The sequence below is a fragment of the Streptomyces sp. So13.3 genome (genome assembly GCF_005860785.2).
Classification (GTDB): Bacteria; Actinomycetota; Actinomycetes; order Streptomycetales; family Streptomycetaceae; genus Actinacidiphila; species Actinacidiphila fildesensis.
This window is the reverse complement of sequence record NZ_CP048835.1, coordinates 5,236,881-5,255,031: the sequence shown is the minus strand read 5'-3', so window position 1 is coordinate 5,255,031 and position 18,151 is coordinate 5,236,881. Positions and strand designations below refer to the sequence as shown.

The 18,151-nt window shown below is 71.4% G+C and carries 15 protein-coding genes; 8 read left to right on the top strand and 7 right to left on the bottom strand.

The genetic code is table 11. The features are described 5' to 3' along the window. Positions 1-21 precede the first annotated feature (21 nt). From C8250_RS23675 to ssd, 4 genes are read right to left on the bottom strand one after another with little or no spacing between them, the layout of a single operon-like run. On the bottom strand, positions 22-807 hold the full coding sequence (locus C8250_RS23675; protein ID WP_138357088.1) for a type II secretion system F family protein: 786 nt from the start codon (positions 805-807) through the stop codon (positions 22-24). Continuing rightward, complete coding sequence (locus C8250_RS23670; protein ID WP_187144961.1) at positions 804-1,730, bottom strand: type II secretion system F family protein; 927 nt, start codon at positions 1,728-1,730, stop codon at positions 804-806. The genes C8250_RS23675 and C8250_RS23670 overlap by 4 nt, the downstream gene beginning before the upstream one ends. After that, on the bottom strand, positions 1,727-2,902 hold the full coding sequence (locus C8250_RS23665; protein WP_138357087.1) for a TadA family conjugal transfer-associated ATPase: 1,176 nt from the start codon (positions 2,900-2,902) through the stop codon (positions 1,727-1,729). The genes C8250_RS23670 and C8250_RS23665 overlap by 4 nt, the downstream gene beginning before the upstream one ends. Next, positions 2,899-4,008, bottom strand: a complete 1,110-nt coding sequence (gene ssd / locus C8250_RS23660; protein ID WP_244809328.1) for a septum site-determining protein Ssd — start codon at positions 4,006-4,008, stop codon at positions 2,899-2,901. Before ssd ends, C8250_RS23665 begins: the two co-directional genes overlap by 4 nt. A 451-nt stretch (positions 4,009-4,459) precedes the next feature. Between ssd and C8250_RS23655 the strand changes: the two genes are divergently transcribed. Beyond that, positions 4,460-5,293 carry an HAD family hydrolase gene (locus C8250_RS23655; RefSeq protein WP_138357085.1) on the top strand — a complete coding sequence of 278 codons (834 nt, stop codon included), beginning with the start codon at positions 4,460-4,462 and terminating at the stop codon, positions 5,291-5,293. A gap of 320 nt (positions 5,294-5,613) precedes the next feature. Here C8250_RS23655 and C8250_RS23650 read toward each other — a convergent pair whose 3' ends face one another. Then, positions 5,614-6,435: an oxidoreductase gene (locus C8250_RS23650; RefSeq protein WP_138357084.1), complete on the bottom strand. Its 822-nt coding sequence runs from the start codon at positions 6,433-6,435 to the stop codon at positions 5,614-5,616. 106 nt (positions 6,436-6,541) lie between these two features. Here C8250_RS23650 and C8250_RS23645 point away from each other — a divergent pair, with 106 nt between their 5' ends. Then, positions 6,542-7,546, top strand: a complete 1,005-nt coding sequence (locus C8250_RS23645; RefSeq protein ID WP_138357083.1) for an ATP-binding protein — start codon at positions 6,542-6,544, stop codon at positions 7,544-7,546. On the opposite strand, the gene C8250_RS23640 is transcribed toward C8250_RS23645, so the two are convergent. Further along, a complete protein-coding gene (locus C8250_RS23640) occupies positions 7,539-8,831 on the bottom strand; it encodes a hypothetical protein (RefSeq protein ID WP_244809326.1) in 1,293 nt (430 codons plus the stop codon). The genes C8250_RS23645 and C8250_RS23640 overlap by 8 nt on opposite strands. A 256-nt stretch (positions 8,832-9,087) precedes the next feature. Here C8250_RS23640 and C8250_RS23635 point away from each other — a divergent pair, with 256 nt between their 5' ends. From C8250_RS23635 to C8250_RS43670, 6 genes are all read left to right on the top strand, one after another. After that, complete coding sequence (locus C8250_RS23635) at positions 9,088-11,298, top strand: SulP family inorganic anion transporter (RefSeq protein WP_138357081.1); 2,211 nt, start codon at positions 9,088-9,090, stop codon at positions 11,296-11,298. 160 nt (positions 11,299-11,458) lie between these two features. After that, a complete protein-coding gene (gene acs, locus C8250_RS23630; protein WP_138357080.1) occupies positions 11,459-13,417 on the top strand; it encodes an acetate--CoA ligase in 1,959 nt (652 codons plus the stop codon). A 226-nt stretch (positions 13,418-13,643) separates the two neighbouring features. After that, entirely contained in the window at positions 13,644-15,062 is a 1,419-nt protein-coding gene (nhaA, locus tag C8250_RS23625; protein WP_138357079.1) for a Na+/H+ antiporter NhaA, read from the top strand. Positions 15,063-15,131: 69 nt separating this feature from the next. Continuing rightward, entirely contained in the window at positions 15,132-15,581 is a 450-nt protein-coding gene (locus tag C8250_RS23620; RefSeq protein ID WP_138357078.1) for a phage holin family protein, read from the top strand. A gap of 13 nt (positions 15,582-15,594) precedes the next feature. Next, complete coding sequence (locus C8250_RS23615; protein WP_138357077.1) at positions 15,595-16,518, top strand: alpha/beta hydrolase; 924 nt, start codon at positions 15,595-15,597, stop codon at positions 16,516-16,518. 150 nt (positions 16,519-16,668) lie between these two features. Beyond that, on the top strand, positions 16,669-16,851 hold the full coding sequence (locus C8250_RS43670; protein ID WP_138357076.1) for a hypothetical protein: 183 nt from the start codon (positions 16,669-16,671) through the stop codon (positions 16,849-16,851). Positions 16,852-16,938: 87 nt separating this feature from the next. Here the strand turns inward: C8250_RS43670 and C8250_RS23610 are convergent, their stop codons facing one another. Next, a complete protein-coding gene (locus C8250_RS23610; RefSeq protein WP_138357075.1) occupies positions 16,939-18,138 on the bottom strand; it encodes a MarP family serine protease in 1,200 nt (399 codons plus the stop codon). Between the last annotated feature and the right edge of the window lie 13 nt (positions 18,139-18,151).

Below are 18,151 nucleotides of genomic sequence, written 5' to 3'. Positions count from 1 at the left end.
GTGATCGAGCCGGCCCTGGCGCTAGCCGGAGCCGCCCGCGAGGATCCCCGCCGCCAGCCCCATCACCACCGGAACCACCCCGACGAGCAGGAAGGCCGGCAGAAAGCAGAGTCCGAGCGGAGCCGTGGCGAGCACTCCCGCGCGCCGGGCCCGGGCGAGTGCCGAACGGCCGCGTGCCGCGCGGTAGTCAGCGGCGAGGCGGGCCACTTCGTCGACCGGCGCCACTCCGCTGTGCGAGGCGCGGGCCAGGCAGCGGGCGAGCCCCTTGACCGCGGGCAGCCGGCCGAACCGTTCCCAGCACTGCTCGGGATCACCGCCCAGCCGGAGCTCGGCCGCCACCCGTATGAGCCCGTCGCCCAACGGCCCGCCCAGTGAGCGGCCGACCGCTTCGGCCGCCTCGCCCGGCCGGGCGCCCGCCGCGAGGCAGGCCGCCATCAGGTCGGCGCAGAGCGGCAGTTGACGCCCGGCACTCACGTCACGGTCATGGCTGCCGGCCGTCCGTGCCCGGCGCTGCCAGCGCCGTATCCCGTACGCGGCGAGCAGACCCGTCACACAGCCGGGGATCCCTCCCACGAACACGGCCGCGCCGAGCGCCACCGCTGCCACCGGACCCCAGGTCCGCAGCGCGGGCCCTCTGGTCCACCACGCGGTTCCAGGGTTTTTGGCGACCCGCACCCCGAACAGCAGGCGGAGCCTGCCGAGCGCGGCGCGTTCCCGCCGGGCCTCGATCACCGTCACCGCGACACACAGGACCGCGGCGCCGACCGAGACGGCTGTCCCCAGGCTGTGGACCCGGTCGCCGCTCACCAGGACTCCTCGGCGGACCGCACGATGCGTCCGGTCCAGGCGAGTCCCGCCCACTCCAGCAGGCCGCCCGCCAGCAGGCAGGCCAGCCCTGTCGGGGTGCCCAGCAGCGTCCCCACCGGATCCGCTCCCAGTCCCGCGCCCAGCACCACTCCGAACAGCGGGAGCAGGGCCAGCATCAGCGCGGTCGAGCGAGGACCGGCCAACTGGGCTCGCAGGTCGTCGCGTTGATCACGTTCGGCGCGCAGCGCGGCGGCGATCCGGTCGAGGCCCCCGGCCAGCCCCGCGCCGCCGTCGACGGCGACCTGCCAGCAGGCGGCGACGGCCGCCAGCCCCTCGGCGCCCTCCTGGCGCGCGGCGGCCCGCAAAACTTCCGGCACATCTCCGCCGAACCGGGCGGCGGCCAGCAGCAGCCGCGCGGCGTCCACCAGCTCGGGGGCGTCCGGCCAGCCGTCGTCCTCGATCGCGCCCGCCAGTGCCGTGTGCGGCGGGCTTCCCGCCCGCAGATCACCGGCGACCGTCCCGCAGAGGGTGCCCACCGCGGTCACCCGCATCTCCGCTGCCACCCGCCGTGCCCGCTCCCGCAGTTGGCGGCCGACCAGTGGCACAGCGGCGGCCCCGGCCAGCGCGGGCAGCACCGAATGCGCCAGCAGCGCGAGCAGCAGTCCGGCGGGCAGGCAGAGCAGTTCCCGTCCGAGCCGCCATCCCAGCCGCTCCCGCAGCGGTGCGAGCAGCGCCTGCCCGCAGGCAACCGGCCCACGCCACATGCCGGGCCCCCAAGCCCACACGGTGGCCGGCCGCTGACTGCCGACGAGCATCAGCCGGGCCCGGCGCAGCACGGCGTCCCTGCCGCACATCAGCCACCCGGCGGTCCCCGCGCAGAGCACCGCCGCCCACAGCGTCACCAGCGCCGGCCCGGGCCTCATGACGCGCCCCGCTCGCACAGGCCCGCCAGCCGGTCCCAGCCCGGCCCCCGCTCCCCGGCACCGTGAGCGCCGCGCATCACGGCCGGGACGGTGACGACCAGCCCGTCGGCGCGGCGTTCCAGTACATGGATCTCGGCGACCCGGCGCAGCCCCGAACGGTCCCTTGCCAGATGGACGACGACGGACAGCGCGGCCGCCAACTGGCTGTGCAGGGCGGCCCGGTCGAGTCCGGCGGTCGAGCCGAGCGCCTCCAGCCGGGCCGGCACGTCGCCGGCCGCGTTCGCGTGGATCGTGCCGCAACCGCCCTCGTGCCCGGTGTTGAGCGCGGCGAGCAGCTCGGTGACCTCCGGTCCGCGGACCTCGCCGACCACCAGCCGGTCCGGGCGCATCCGCAGGGCCTGGCGCACCAGGTCCCGGAGCTCCACCAGACCGGCACCCTCCTGATTCGCCGGCCGGGTCTCCAGACGTACGACATGCGGGTGGTCGGGTCGCAGTTCCGCGGAGTCCTCGGCGAGGACGATGCGCAGATCCGGTTCGACCAGGCCCAACAAGCAGCTGAGCAGTGTGGTCTTCCCGGTGCCGGTGCCGCCGCTGATCATGAAGGAGAGCCGGGCGTCGAGGACGGCCCGCAGCAGCCGGGCGGTCTCGGCGTCCATGGTGCCGGCGGCGATGAGCTCGTCCAGGGCGAAGGCACGGGCCCGCACCACCCGCAGCGACAGACACGGCGACCCGACGACGACGGGCGGCAGCACGGCATGCAGCCGGGTGCCGTCCGGCAGCCGGGCGTCGACCCACGGCCGCGCGTCGTCCAGCCGCCGCCCGGCGGTGGTCGCGAGCCGCTGGGCGAGCCTGCGCACCGCGGCGGCATCGGCGAAGCCGACGTCGCTGCGCTCCAGGCCGTGCCCGCGGTCGACCCACACCTCGTCCGGCCCGTTGACGAGAACATCGGTGACGTCCGGATCCGCGAGGAGGGGTTCCAGCGGCCCCGCGCCCACCATTTCGGAGCGGAGCGCGGTGACGACGCCGAGCACTTCGGTGTCGCCCAGCAGCCGCCCTTCGGCGCGCAGCGCGGCGGCGACCCTGCTGGGTGTCGGGTCCCCGCTGTACTCCGCGAGGCGGAGTCTGACGGCGTCCAGGAGCGCCGCCCTCGGTTCCGCGCGGTCGGCGCTCATACCGGCACGCTCCCGCCGCTGGGCAGGGCCTGGGACAGGAAGGCGGAGCAGAAGCGGGCCAGCGGCCCGCGTCCGCTCGCGCCGGGCGGCCGCCCGCCGTCCCGCGCATCCAGCAGGTCCGGTTCCGACGGCAGTTCACCGGCCAGCGGCAGACCGATGAGTTTGGCGATCTCCTCGTCCCCGAGCCCCGAAGCGAACGGCCCGCGGGCAACCACCCGCAGGTCCTTGAGGACCATGCTGACCGCCGAGGCGACCCGGGTGGCCGCGGCCACCGCCCGCAACTCGGCCGGGACGACGAGGAGTCCGACGTCGATCTGGGCCAGGGATTCCGCGACCGCGTCGTCGACCCGGCGGGGCAGGTCCACGACGACGACTCCGCCCCGGCGCCGCGCGGCACCCAGCACGGACCGCATGGCCTGCGGCGGGATGACCACCGAGTCGCTGCGGTCCCAGCTGAGGACGCTCAGCGCGTCCAGCCGCGGCAGCGACTCCTCCAGCGCACCGCTGTTGACGCGCCCCCGCGAGTCGGCGAGGTCGGGCCAGCGCAGTCCCCCGGCGCGCTCCGCGCCGAGCAGGATGTCGAGGCCGCCGCCGAGCGGGTCGCCGTCGATGAGCATCGCGCGGCGGCCGTCGCGGGCCGCGGTGACCGCGAGGGCGCAGGCCAGAGTGCTGGCCCCGGCGCCGCCGCGGCCGCCCACCACCCCGATGGTCAGGGCGGGTTCGGCGACTCCCTCGGCCACATCGGCGATCCGGTCCACCAGCCATGTCTCGGCATCCGGCAGGAAGAGCACATGATCGGCGCCGATGTCGACGGCTCTGCGCCACACGTCCTGGTCGTCCAGATCCCGGCCGACGAGCAGCACGCCCTTTCGCCGGACGGCGCCGCGGAGCCGGGTGGTGTCGTCGGAGCCGACGAGGACCAGCGGCGCGGATTCCCAGCTGCCCGCACGTGGCGGAGCCCCGAAAGCCACTTCGGGTTCGGCGCCGGCCGCCGCGCACAGCCGCAGCAAATCGTCGAGCAGCGCCTCGTCCTGAGTGACGATCAGCGGTCCGACCGGCTCGTCCGCTGCTGCCGGCCTCCGGTCGGGTGTGATGGATTCAGCCACGGCCCTGTCCCCCTCGTTCGTCCCGCGAGCACGGTGGTGCATCGCCTGCGAACAGAGTCCGGCCGTTCCGGAGTCTCAGATGATCTTGGTCGGTTCCGGTGGATAACTCAGCGGTTGTGGATAACTCCGCCACTCGAACGGGTGAGTTCGCCGCCAAGGCGCAACGATTACAGAACGTGACACGTCGTACCCGATACAGGCAGCGCAAGAGGAGGCGGAGCTACCGCATAAAAGGAAGGAGAGCTACCGGGACGTCGGTCCGAAAAGACATCCGGACATGCGACGACCCCCGCCGGGGGGGAGAGCGGGGGTCGTCCCCACAGTCCGACTCGGGGGGGAGGAGCCAGACCGGGTTAGCACGGTCGCGAACGATCCGTGACTTCCATGGTGTACCCGACAGCCTTCTCAGGCAAACCCACGCGCCTGAGCTTACGCCGAATGGTGGTTGCTTATGCTCGTGCTCGTGGAAAACCACCTGTCCCCGCGCACCGCAGCATTCTTCGACCTCGACAAGACCGTGATCGCCAAGTCGAGCACCCTCGCCTTCAGCAGATCCTTCTACCAGGGCGGCCTGATCAATCGACGGGCCGTGCTGCGCACCGCCTACGCCCAGTTCGTGTATCTCGTGGGCGGCGCCGACCACGACCAGATGGAGGGGATGCGCAAGTACCTCTCCGAGCTGTGCCGCGGCTGGAACGTGCAGCAGGTCAGGGAGATCGTGGCCGAGACCCTCCACGACCTCATCGACCCGATCATCTACGACGAGGCCGCATCCCTCATCGAGGAGCACCACGCCGCCGGCCGGGACGTGGTGATCGTGAGCGCCTCGGGAGCCGAGGTCGTCGAGCCCATCGGCCGGATGCTCGGCGCCGACCATGTGATCGCCACCCAGATGGTCGCCAAGGACGGCTGCTACACCGGCGAGATCGAGCACTACGTCTACGGCCCCGCCAAGGCCGAGGCCATCCTCGGGCTCGCCGAGACCGAGGGATACGACCTGGAACGGTCGTTCGCGTACAGCGATTCGGTGACGGACATCCCCATGCTGGAGGTCGTCGGCCACCCGTACGCGGTGAATCCGGACCGCGGGCTGCGCCGGGAGGCGACCGGCAAGGAGTGGCCGATCCTCACCTTCAACCGGCCGGTCCGGCTCAACCAGCGGATCCCGTCGCTGTCGATGCCGCCGCGCCCGGTGCTCGCCGCCGCAGCGGTCGGAGCGGCCGCCGCCACCGCCGGACTGGTCTGGTACGCGGCCCGCCGCCGCCGACCGTCACTTTTGTCCTGATTGAAGGCAAAAGTAAAGAAGTGCGCTCAGGGGTTCCGCTTCGGCCGTGGCGGCGGTAGAAAGGACTCAGAGGCCCGCGAGACCACGGACGTTCCGAGAGGAAGACCGCAGAGTATCTGGCCACACGGACCCAGCATGGAAGTCGGGCACCCACGCGCAGCCGACCCGCTAACCGGGCCAGCCGCACCAGGTGACGGGCAAAGTCCCGACCTGATCGGCAAAAATCGAGCACGCATGGTAACGCGACGGACATGTCAGCGGCGGCACCCCCTGGGTGCCGCCGCAACCCTTTCCGGCGCAACCCTTTCCGGGCTCCGGTCTCAGGCCGCGCCGCGCTGCAGCGCCTCGCACACCGCGACGCTCTCGCGCACCCCGAGTTCCAGCGCCTTCCCGCAGTGCCCGATCCACGCGGCCATGCCTTCCGGCGTCCCGGACGCGTAACCCTCCAGGGCCTTGAGGTAGTCGGCCCGCCCGAGTTCGGCGTGGCCCACCTCGGCCGGACAGATCGACTTGGGATCGAGTCCGCTGCCGACCAGCACGATGCGCTCCGCGGCCCGCGCGACCGGCCCGTTGAACGAGCCGAAGGGCCGCAGCGAGAGCAGTTCGCCGTGCACCACCGCGCCGACGACGAGCGCGGGCGCCTCGCTCCCCGCGCGCAGCAGTCCGACCAGCCCGTCGAGCCGGGCGGCCACCTCTCCCGACTCCGGGAGCGGGAGCTCCACGAGCGGCTCGTCGACCGGTTCACCGGCCAGCCGCGGCCGGCCGACCGTGTCGTCAGGAGCCGCGCCGCCCGCCGCCACCAGGTGCAGCCGCGCCAGCGCCTGCACCGGCGACTGGCGCCAGACGCTGAGCATCTGCCCGGCCTCGGCGGTCAGCCGCAGCGCCGCACCCACCGTGCGGGCCTCGGCGTCCGCGGAGAAGTCGCTGCGCCGCCGCATCTCCTCCAGCGGCCAGTCGGCGCCGGCCAGTGCGGCGGAACCGCGCGCTCCGCGCAGCGCCGCCTCGGACGTCACCTCTTCGGACCGGCGGCGCATCACCCGGTGCCCGTAGACCTTGTCCACGGACTGCCGCACAGAGTCCACCGCGTCGGACACGCCGGGCAGGGAACCGAGGATGGCGAGCGGATCAGCGTTCGTACCCATGAGTACGACCCTACGCACAGCGAACCGCACCAATGAACCCCGATCGAGTGGCCTTCCCCACTCCAGACCGTCACCGCCCGTAGATGTCCGACTACTCTTGGCGAACATGAAGATCGCTTTCGTTGGAAAGGGCGGCAGCGGCAAGACCACGCTGTCCTCCCTGTTCATCCGCCACCTCGCGGACGCCCGCGTGCCCGTCGTCGCCGTTGACGCGGACATCAACCAGCACCTCGGCCCGGCCCTCGGCCTGGACGAGGCGGAGGCCGCCGCGTTCCCCGCGATGGGCGCCCACCTGCCGGAGATCAAGGAGTACCTGCGGGGCACCAACCCGCGGATCGCCTCCGTCGAGACCATGATCAAGACGACTCCGCCGGGCAGCGGCTCACGCCTGCTGCGGGTGGTCGAGGAGAACCCGGTCTACGCCGCGTGCGCCCGCACCGTCCCCCTGGACGACGGCGCCCATGTGCAGCTGATGGCGACCGGCCCGTTCAACGAGTCCGACCTCGGCGTCGCCTGCTACCACTCCAAGGTCGGAGCGGTGGAACTGTGCCTGAACCATCTGACCGACGGGCGCGGCGAGTACGTCGTGGTGGACATGACGGCCGGCAGCGACTCGTTCGCCTCCGGGATGTTCACCCGGTTCGACATGACGTTCCTGGTCGCCGAGCCGACCCGCAAGGGCGTCGCCGTCTACCGCCAGTACAAGGAGTACGCCCGCGACTTCGGCGTAGCGCTGCGCGTCATCGGCAACAAGGTGCAGGGCCCCGACGACCTGGCGTTCCTGCGCGACGAGACGGGTGACGACCTGCTGGCCACCGTCGGCCACTCCGACTGGGTGCGCGCGATGGAGAAGGGCCGTCCGCCGAGCTTCGAGCTGCTGGAGGAGACCAACCGCCGCGCGCTGCGGACGATGCACGAGACGGCCGACGCCTCGTACGACGCGCGCGACTGGGACCGCTACACCCGCCAGATGGTGCACTTCCATCTGAAGAACGCGGAGAGCTGGGGCAACGCCAAGACGGGCGCCGACCTGGCATCCCAGGTCGACCCCGTCTTCGTCCTCGGCGAGGCCGGGGCGATGACCGCCGCCGGCGCGCTGTCGCCTAGCTGACCCTCGACCCGGGTCCGGCGGCGCCCGCCGAAGCCGCAGGCGCGCCAGGGGCCGCAGGTGCCGCGAGGAGGGCCGGCCAGCTCTCCTTCGGCGCCTGCCCGACGTCCAGCGTGCGCAGCTTCTGCAGCACGGCCGGGTCCTGCGCGTCCATCCAGTCCGCCATCTGCTTGAACGACACGCACCGCACGCCGTCCTTGTTGCACACCGACTTGATGGTGGACTCGACGGCCTTCATGTAGACGCCGCCGTTCCACGACTCGAAGTGGTTGCCGACGAACATCGGCGCCCGGTTGCCCGTGTAGGCGCGGTCGAAGGCGGCGGCCAGGCCGTTCTCCATCTGCCGGCCCCAGTAGTCGCGCATCGACGGGTCGCCCTTGGTGGTGCCGGACTGGTTGGCCAGGAAGTTGTAGTCCATGGACAGCGTCTCGAAGGCGCGGCCGGGGACCGGGATGTCCTGGAGCGGGAAGTCCCAGACGCCGTCGATCTGCGAGGGCCAGACCTGCCGCCCGCCGACCGAGCTGGCGTCGTAGCGGAAGCCCATCGCCTTGGCGGCCGGGATCAGGTTCCGCTGGCCCTCCAGACAGGGGGCGCGGCCGCCGACCAGCTCCTTGCTGTAGTCGAACGGCAGCGGGGCGAGCTGGGTGAGGCCGCTGTTCGTCTTCCAGTTCTTGACGAAGCCCTCGGCCTGCTCGATCTCGCTCTTCCACTCCTCGGACGACCAGGTGCCGACCCCGCCGTTCGGGCCGCAGAAGTGGCCGTTGAAGTGGGTGCCGATCTCGCTGCCGTCCTGCCACGCCAGCCGGATCTGCTGCAGCGTGTCGGTCATCTCCGGGCGGTCGGTGAAGCCGATGTCGGAGGCACCGCGCGAGTGCCGCGGCGGCGCGTAGACCTCCTTGCGGTCCCCGGGCAGCAGGTAGACGCCGCTGAGGAAGTACGTCATGGCCGCGTTGTTCTCCTTGCCGACCTCGCGGAAGTGCGAGAACAGCTTCTGGCTGTCCTCTCCCGCGCCGTCCCAGGAGAAGACGACGAACTGCGGGGGCTTCTCGCCCGGCGCGAGCCGCTCGAACTTGGGCTGGTTGGGCTGCGCCCCGGTCTCGGCGGTGGAGCCGTCGCCGATCAGCTTCATCACCCGCGCCGGTGGTTTCTGCACGGCCGCGGCAGGACCGTCGTGCTGCCGGCTGCTCTGCCCGGACCCTCCCGAACTGGAACCGCTGGAACCGCTCGAACAACCCACCGCGCCGAATGCCAACGCGGTTACAGCCGCCAGGGCCGTGGTCTTCCGCATGGAATGCATACGAACCTCGATCCAAAGGGGAGAGCAGGGATTCGAGAGCAAAAACTGACATGCTCCCGCGATTTGGCCGTCACGACCGGCCAAACCACTCCCCGATTCACCCGATAGGAGCAAATCTCCGCCCGAGTGGATCTACGGACTTCACCGAACCGTATATCCGCATTACTCTCCTTTTACCGACGCTTGAGAGTAGCCATACAGTTACGTACGGCTACCACGTCCCGCCGCCCTGAAGGAGACGGGAACCATGCAGACGCCTCACAGGTCCGATCTGTCCGCCTCGATCACTGTCTTTCTGATCGCCGTGCCGCTGTCGCTCGGTATCGCCCTCGCCACCGGTGCGCCCCTCCAGTCCGGCCTTGTCGCCGCAGCCGTCGGCGGTATCGTCGCCGGGCTGCTCGGCGGGGCCCCGTTGCAGGTCAGCGGGGCTGCCACCAGCCTCGTGGTCGTCACCGCCGAACTCGTACAGCGCTACGGATGGCGCACCACCTGCGCCATCACCGTGCTCGCCGGCCTCTCCCAGGTCGCCCTCGGCGCCCTGCGGGTGGCGCGGGCCGCGCTCGTCGTCAGCCCCGCCATCGTGCACGGCATGCTCGCCGGGATCGGCGTGTCCATCGCCGTCGGGCAATTGCACGTCATCCTCGGCGGCACCGCTCAGGGCTCCGCCCTGGCCAACCTCGGTGCGCTGCCACGCCAGTTGGCGGCCACCAGCCCGGCCACCCTGGGGATCGGCGCGCTCACCGCCGTCGTCCTCGTCGGCTGGCCCCGGCTGCCCGGAAAGAACGTCAGAAACAGAGCCGTGCGCGCGCTGCGGGCGGTCCCGGCGGCGCTGGCGGCGGTCGCCGCCGCCACGGCCGCTGGTCTCGCGCTGACCGTGCCGCGCGTCGATCTGCCGTCGTGGAACGCTCCGGTGCTGCCCCGGCTGCCGGAGGGCCCGGTGCTCGGCCTGCTCGCCGCGGTCGTCACCGTCACCCTCGTCGCGAGCATGGAATCGCTGCTGTCCGCGGTCGCGCTCGACAAGATGCAGTCCGCGTACCCGGACCGGCAGGCCAGACCCGCGCGGCTCGACCGTGAACTGCTCGGCCAGGGCGCGTCGAACGTGGTCTCCGGGCTGCTCGGCGGTCTGCCGGTGGCCGGCGGCGCGATGCGCGGCTCGGCGAACATCCGGGCCGGAGCCGTGACGCGCTGGTCCACCGTCCTGCACGGGGTGGGGGTGGTGCTGTGCGCGAGCCTGCTGGCCGGCGTGCTGGATCTGATCCCGCTCGCCGCCCTCGCCGTCCTGGTCCTGCTCGTCGGCGTGAAGATGGTCAGCTTCGCGCACATCAAAAACGTACGGCGGCACCAGGAGTTCCCGGTGTACGTCACCACCATCGGCGGCGTGCTGCTGCTCGGCGTACTGGAGGGCGTGGTGGCCGGGATCGCGGTAGCGGCGTTCACCGCGCTGCGCCGCCTCACCCGCACCCGTATCACGGTCTCCGAGGAGGCGGGCGGCTACCGGGTGCGGGCCCGCGGGCAGTTGACGTTCCTCGCGGTGCCCCGGCTCACCCGGGCCTTCGCCCAAGTGCCGGACGGAGCGCACGCCGTCGTGGAGCTGGACGGCTCGTTCATGGACCACGCGGCGTACGAAGCGCTGCAGTCGTGGTGCGACCGGCACCGTGCCCGCGGCGGCTGGGCCATGCTCGGCGACCGCAACGGAGGGACCGTCAGCGAACCGGCGAGCACGCACGCCTGCCGGCCCTGGACGCCGTGGCGCAACCACCACTGCACCCGGCCGAGCGCCGCCACCGTCACCGCACCGGCCGGCAACCAGCTGCTCGGGGGCGTCAGCAACTTCCAGCGCAACACCGCACCCCTGGTGCGCGACGAGCTGGCGCGGCTGGCGCGGGAGGGCCAGCGGCCCACCCAGCTCTTCCTCACCTGCGCCGATTCCCGGCTGGTGACCAGCATGATCACCTCCAGCGGTCCCGGCGACCTCTTCACCGTCCGCAATGTCGGGAATCTGATGCCGCCGCCCGGCTCGGACAACTCCTGCGACTCGGTGGCCGCGGCCGTCGAGTACGCGGTGGACGTACTGAAGGTCGGCAGCATCACGGTCTGCGGGCACTCCGGCTGCGGCGCCATGCAGGCGCTGCTCGGCAGCGACCACGCGCCCGGCGCGCAGACCCCGCTGGCCCGCTGGCTGCGACACGGCCGGCCGAGCCTGGAGCGGCTGGCGCGGGGCGGTCCCGGGATGACGGACCGGGCACCGGCCGACGATCTGGAGCGGCTGAGCCTGGCCAACGTGGTCCAACAGCTGGAGCACCTGCTGGACCACCCGTGCGTGGCCCGCCGCTACGCGGAGGGGAAGCTCGAGCTCCAGGGCATGTACTTCCATGTCGCCGAGGCCCAGGCGTACGTCCTGGACCACGCCACGGGGGCGTTCTCGGCGGTGCATCCGGAGGTGCTGGACGCGGTCTGACACCGGCCGGGGCCGGGCGGCGGAGCGACACGCCGCGCGGCCCCGAACGGGGCCGCTCACGCTACAGGTCTAAACCAATTATCCTGCGACTCTTGTCATCGCGCCCGCGGCCTGATGAGCTATGGCCGGGACATCTGGGACAGTCTGACAAGGAGTTGGCGTGAGCAGCAACGAGAGCCTGGCCAATCTGTTGAAGGAGGAGCGGCGTTTCGCTCCGCCGGCCGAGCTGGCCGCATCCGCCAACGTCACCGCGGATGCGTACGCACAGGCCGAGTCCGACCGCCCGGCCTTCTGGGCCGAGCAGGCGCGCCGGCTGAGCTGGGACACCGAGCCGACCGAGACGCTGGACTGGTCGAACCCGCCGTTCGCCAAGTGGTTCGCCGACGGCAAGCTCAACGTGGCGTACAACTGCGTCGACCGCCATGTCGAGGCGGGCAACGGCGACCGGGTCGCCATCCACTTCGAGGGCGAGCCCGGCGACAGCCGCTCGCTCACCTACGCCGAGCTCAAGGACGAGGTCAGCCGGGCCGCCAACGCGCTCACCGAGCTGGGCGTCGAGGCCGGCGACCGGGTCGCGGTCTACCTCCCGATGATCCCCGAGGCCGTGGTCGCGATGCTGGCCTGCGCCCGGATCGGCGCCGCCCACTCCGTGGTCTTCGGCGGCTTCTCGGCCGACGCCGTCGCGTCCCGCATCCAGGACGCCGACGCCAAGCTCGTCATCACCTCCGACGGCGGCTACCGGCGCGGCAAGCCGTCGGCGCTCAAGCCCGCCATCGACGAGGCGGTCGCCAAGTGTCCGCAGGTCGAGCATGTCCTGGTGGTCCGCCGTACCGGCCAGGAGACAGCGTTCACCGAGGGCCGTGACGTCTGGTGGCACGACATCGTCACGCGGCAGTCCGCCGAGCACACGCCGCAGGCGTTCGACGCCGAGCACCCGCTCTTCATCCTCTACACGAGCGGCACGACGGGGAAGCCGAAGGGCATCCTGCACACCTCGGGCGGCTACCTCACCCAGACCTCCTACACCCACCACGCCGTCTTCGACCTCAAGCCGGAGACCGATGTCTACTGGTGCACGGCCGACATCGGCTGGGTGACCGGCCACTCGTACATCGTCTACGGGCCGCTCTCCAACGGCGCCACCCAGGTGATCTACGAGGGCACCCCGGACACCCCGCACCAGGGCCGCTTCTGGGAGGTCGTCCAGAAGTACGGCGTGACGATCCTCTACACCGCGCCCACCGCGATCCGGACGTTCATGAAGTGGGGCGACGACATCCCCGCGAAGTTCGACCTGTCCTCGCTGCGGGTGCTGGGCAGCGTCGGCGAGCCGATCAACCCCGAGGCGTGGATGTGGTACCGCGAGCACATCGGCGGCAACCGCTGCCCGATCGTGGACACGTGGTGGCAGACCGAGACCGGCGCGATGATGATCAGCCCGCTGCCGGGCGCCACCACCACCAAGCCGGGCTCCGCGCAGCGCGCCCTGCCGGGCATCGCCGCCACCGTCGTGGACGACGAGGCGCGCGAGGTGCCGAACGGCTCCGGCGGGTACCTGGTGCTGACCGAGCCGTGGCCGTCGATGCTCCGCACCATCTGGGGCGACGACCAGCGCTACATCGACACCTACTGGTCGCGGTTCGAGGGCCGCTACTTCGCGGGTGACGGTGCCAAGAAGGACGAGGACGGCGACATCTGGCTGCTCGGCCGGGTGGACGACGTGATGCTGGTGTCGGGCCACAACATCTCGACCACCGAGGTCGAGTCGGCGCTCGTCTCGCACCCGAAGGTCGCCGAGTCGGCGGTCGTCGGCGCGACCGACGCGACCACCGGCCAGGCCATCGTCGCTTTCGTCATCCTGCGCGGCACCGCCTCGGACTCCGACACGCTCGTCGCCGAGCTGCGCGACCACGTCGGGAAGACGCTGGGCCCGATCGCGAAGCCCAAGCGCATCCTGATCGTCAGCGAGCTGCCGAAGACCCGTTCCGGCAAGATCATGCGCCGGCTGCTCCGCGACGTCGCCGAGAACCGCGAGCTCGGTGACGTCACCACGCTGACGGACTCCTCGGTGATGGATCTGATCCAGACCAACCTGCCGGGCGCGACCAGCGAGGACTGACCGCAGGGCCTGAGAGGGTCCGGACGGCCGACAAGGGGCTCCCGGCAGCAGGCCGGGAGCCCCTCATGTCCGTAATATGACGATCGCCGGACGGCACAGCGCGTGACCCGATAAGCTGGTCCCCGCGTCAGGAACGCGTCAGTACACAAGGTGCGCCGGGAAGTCTGGTCGGCAACGGAGTCAGCCATGTCCAGTGGATGACCGACCGACCGGAGGTCTTCGACCTGTGACCGAGCGACCCGCGACCGACCAGCCCGCGACCGCGCCCACCCGCCGTTCCGTCCTCCTCGGCCGGCTGTCCCTCCCCGAGCGGACCTTCGTCGCCGACGCACTGCGCGCCGAGACCGTGGGCGGCATCCTGTTGCTCATCGCCGCCGTCGCCGCGCTGATCTGGGCCAACACCCCGGCGCACCACACCTACGAGACGGTCAGGGAATTCCACTTCGGCCCGTCCTCCCTGGGGCTGGACCTGTCGGTGCAGCACTGGGCGGCCGACGGGCTGCTCGCCGTCTTCTTCTTCGTCGCCGGGATCGAGCTCAAGCGCGAGCTGGTCGCCGGTGAGCTGCGGACGCCGTCCGCCGCGGCGCTCCCGGTCATCGCCGCCGTCTGCGGCATGGCCGTACCCGCGCTCGTCTACGTGGTGGTCAACACCGTCGGCGGCGGCGCGCTCGACGGCTGGGCGGTCCCGACCGCCACCGACATCGCCTTCGCGCTGGCCGTGCTCGCGGTCATCGGCACCTCGCTGCCGTCCGCGCTGCGCGCCTTCCTGCTGACGCTCGCCGTCGTCGACGACCTCTTCGCGATCCTGATCATCGCGGTCTTCTTCACCTCGTCGATCAACTTCGTGGCCCTCGGCTGCGCTGTGCTCGGCCTGCTGGTCTTCTGGCTGTTGCTCCGCAAGGAAGTGCGCGGCTGGTACATCTACCTGCCGCTCGCCCTGGTCATCTGGGGGCTGATGTACAACAGCGGCGTGCACGCCACGATCGCGGGCGTCGCCATGGGCCTGATGCTGCGCTGTACCCGCCGGGAGGGCGAGGAGCACTCTCCGGGCGAGCACGTCGAGCACCTGGTGCGCCCCGTCTCCGCCGGCCTGGCGGTGCCGCTGTTCGCCCTCTTCTCGGCAGGTGTCGCCGTCTCCGGCAGCGCGCTCACCGATGTCTTCTCCCAGCCCGAGACGCTCGGCGTGGTGCTCGGCCTGGTGGCCGGCAAGACCCTGGGCGTGTTCGGCGGCACGTGGCTCGCGGCCCGGTTCACCCGGGCGGAGCTCAACCCGGAGCTCCGCTGGCCCGATGTGCTCGCCGTCGCCTCACTGGCCGGGATCGGTTTCACCGTGTCGCTGCTGATCGGCGAACTCGCCTTCGACGAGGACCCGGTGCTGGCCGACGAGGTGAAGGCGGCCGTCCTGATCGGGTCCCTGATCGCGGCCGTCATCGCGGGCATCCTGCTCAAGCTCCGCAACAACAAGTACCGGGCGATGTGCGAGGAGGAGGAGCGCGACGAGGACGGGGACGGCATCCCGGACATCTACGAGCAGGACAAGCCGGAGTACCACCTGCGGATGGCCGAGATCCTCGAACGGAAGGCCGTCGAGCACCGCAGGCTCGCCGAACTGGCCCGGGTCAGAGGCGCGGGTGACGGGGACTGAGGCATGATCTGTGGGTAACAGTCCCTACCACCTGGTAGCCGGGCATGACGGATACCGACGGAGGATGCGATGAGCGCAGTGGAGCAGGCCGAGGGCGCGAGCCGCAGTCTCGGACAGCTGTTCGCCTCCGCCACGGCGGAGATGTCCGCCCTGGTGCATGACGAGATCGCCCTCGCCAAAGCGGAACTGCGTGAGGACGTCAAGCGGGTCGGCCTCGGCAGCGGCGCGATCGTGGGCGCCGTCACCCTGGCGTTCTTCGCCCTGCCGATGTTCAGCATGGCGGCGGCCTACGGCATCCACGCCCTCGGGCTGGGTCTGGCCTGGTCGTTCCTGATCGTCGGCGGCGCGTACGTGCTGATCGCCCTGATCCTCGGGGTGTTCGCGCGGGCGAAGTTCAAGAAGGTGAAGAAGCCGGAGCGCAGCATCGCCTCGGCCAAGCAGACGGCAGCCGTACTCCAGAGCGTCAAGCCGCATCCGCGCCCCCTGGAGTCCAGGACCACCGACGACCTCAAGGTGTGACACGCTCAGCTTCATGACGGTCGCTGGTAATTCCTCGGTTGCACGGCTCGACGGACCCTGGACTCACCGGGATGTCGCCGCGAACGGCGCGCGCTTCCACATCGCCGAGGCCGGCGACGGCCCGCTGGTGCTGCTGCTGCACGGCTTCCCGCAGTTCTGGTGGAGCTGGCGGCACCAGCTGACGGCGCTCGCCGACGCGGGTTTCCGCGCGGTCGCGATGGACCTGCGCGGGGTCGGCGGCAGCGACCGTACGCCGCGCGGCTACGACCCCGCGAACCTGGCGCTGGACGTGACCGGGGTGATCCGCTCGCTCGGCGAGCCGGACGCCGCGCTGGTCGGCCATGACATCGGCGGCTACCTCGCCTGGACCGCGGCGGTGATGCGCCCGAAGCTGGTGCGCCGGCTGGCGGTGTGCTCGATGCCGCACCCCCGGCGCTGGCGCACGGCGATGCTCACCGACATGAAGCAGAGCGCGGCCGGCTCCTACATCTGGGGCTTCCAGCGGCCATGGCTGCCGGAGCGGCAGCTGATCGCGGACGACTCCGCGATGGTCGGACGGCTGATCCGGGACTGGTCAGGACCGCTGCTGCCGGACGAGGAGACGGTCGACGTCTACCGGCAGGCGATGCAGATTCCCTCGACGGCGCACTGCGCCGTCGAGCCGTATCGCTGGATGGTCCGCTCGATGGCCCGCCCCGACGGCATCCAGTTCAACCGGCGCATGAAGCGTCCGGTGCGGGTCCCGACCCTGCATCTGCACGGCTCGCTGGACTCCGCGATGCGCACCCGCAGCGCCGCGGGCAGCGGTGAGTACGTGGAGGCGCCGTACCGCTGGCGGCTCTTCGACGGGCTGGGGCACTTCCCGCACGAGGAGGACCCGGTCGCGTTCTCGACCGAGCTGATCAACTGGCTGAAGGACCCCGAGCCGGACCGCTAGTCACCCTGAAGAATCGGCCGCCGGACGGGACGTCAGACGGGTGGACAGTCCGGTACGACTGTCTGACGATCAGCCAAATGCCGGACGCATACGCCAATTGGCCGACCGCCGCACGATTACCGACCTTGGGGCGCGGGCACGTAGCTCGGTATGGGTTGGACGCACGACTACCGTGATGTATCACGCACCCGCCGCAATCTCGTCGCAGCTGTCAACCGCGCGACGCCTGTGGCCGTACTCCCCGAGGGGGAGCATCAGATCGGTATTCCCCGCATTCTCCGGCGGCGCGCCCGCTGGGTGGGCGCGCGCCTGCGGCACCCCCGTAGCGACTAGCGCCGGACAGGGCCTCAGGGACCCGGACAGGGCCTCAGGGGCCGTTCGGCCGATCCCGAACGGCCCGCAGGGACCTTGGAAGACCTTCTAGAGCGCGCAGCCCTGGCTGTCGACCTGGCGGTCCGCCGTGCGGCCCGCGGTGATGTCGTCGCGGATCTCGTCCGCGGTCAGTGCGTAGCCGGTGTCGGCGTCGTCGAGGGACTTGGCGAAGATGACGCCTGCCACCCTGCCGTCCGGGGTCAGCAGCGGGCCGCCGGAGTTGCCCTGGCGCACCTTCGTGAACAGCGAGTAGACGTCGCGGTGCACGGTGCCCCGGTGGTAGATGTCCGGGCCGTTCGCCTGGATGCGGCCGCGTACCCGGGCCGCACGGACGTCGAAGCCGCCGTTCTCCGGGAAGCCCGCCACGATCGCGTCGTCGCGGCTGTGCGCGTCGCCCGCGGTGAAGTTCAGCACGGGTGCGTTGAGGGACGGCACCTCCAGGACGGCGATGTCGCGCTGCCAGTCGTAGAGGACGACGCGGGCGTCGTAGAGCCGGCCCTCGCCGCCGATCTGCACGGTGGGCTCGCTGACCCCGCCGACGACGTGGGCGTTGGTCATCACCCGGTCCCTGGCGAAGACGAAGCCGGTGCCCTCCAGCACCTTGCCGCAGCTGGGCGCGGTCCCGACGACCTTCACGATGCTCCGACGGGCGTCGTTGACGACCGCGCTGCTCGCGAGCCTGGGATCGGGCGCGGGCACCGAGGTGATCGGTTCGCTGCCGAACGGGCTGAAGACCTGCGGGAGGCCGTTCTGCGCGAGCGTGGAGCTGAAGTCGGTGAACCAGTTGTCGGCCTGCTGCGGGATGACCCGGGAGACGCCGAGCAGGACCTTCGAGGAGCGCACCTCACGGCCTATGGTCGGCAGCGCCGTGGTGGCCAGCGCGGAGCCGATCAGCCAGGCGACGAGCAGCATCGCGGCGACGTTAACCAGCGCGCCGCCGCCCGCGTCCAGCGCGCGGGCCGGTGACCACGTGATCTGGGTGCGCAGCTTGTTGCCCAGATGGGTGGTGAACGCCTGGCCGACCGAGGCGCAGACGATCACCACGACCACGGCGATCACCACCGCCACGGACCCCGGCGAGGAGTCGTCGGTGACCTTGTCCCAGATCATGGGCAGCAGGTAGACCGCTGCCAGGCCGCCGCCCAGGAACCCGATCACCGACATGACGCCGACGACGAATCCCTGGCGGTAGCCGACGACCGCGAACCACGCGGCCGCGAGCAACAGCAACAAGTCCAGCACGTTCATCTAGGTTGACCTC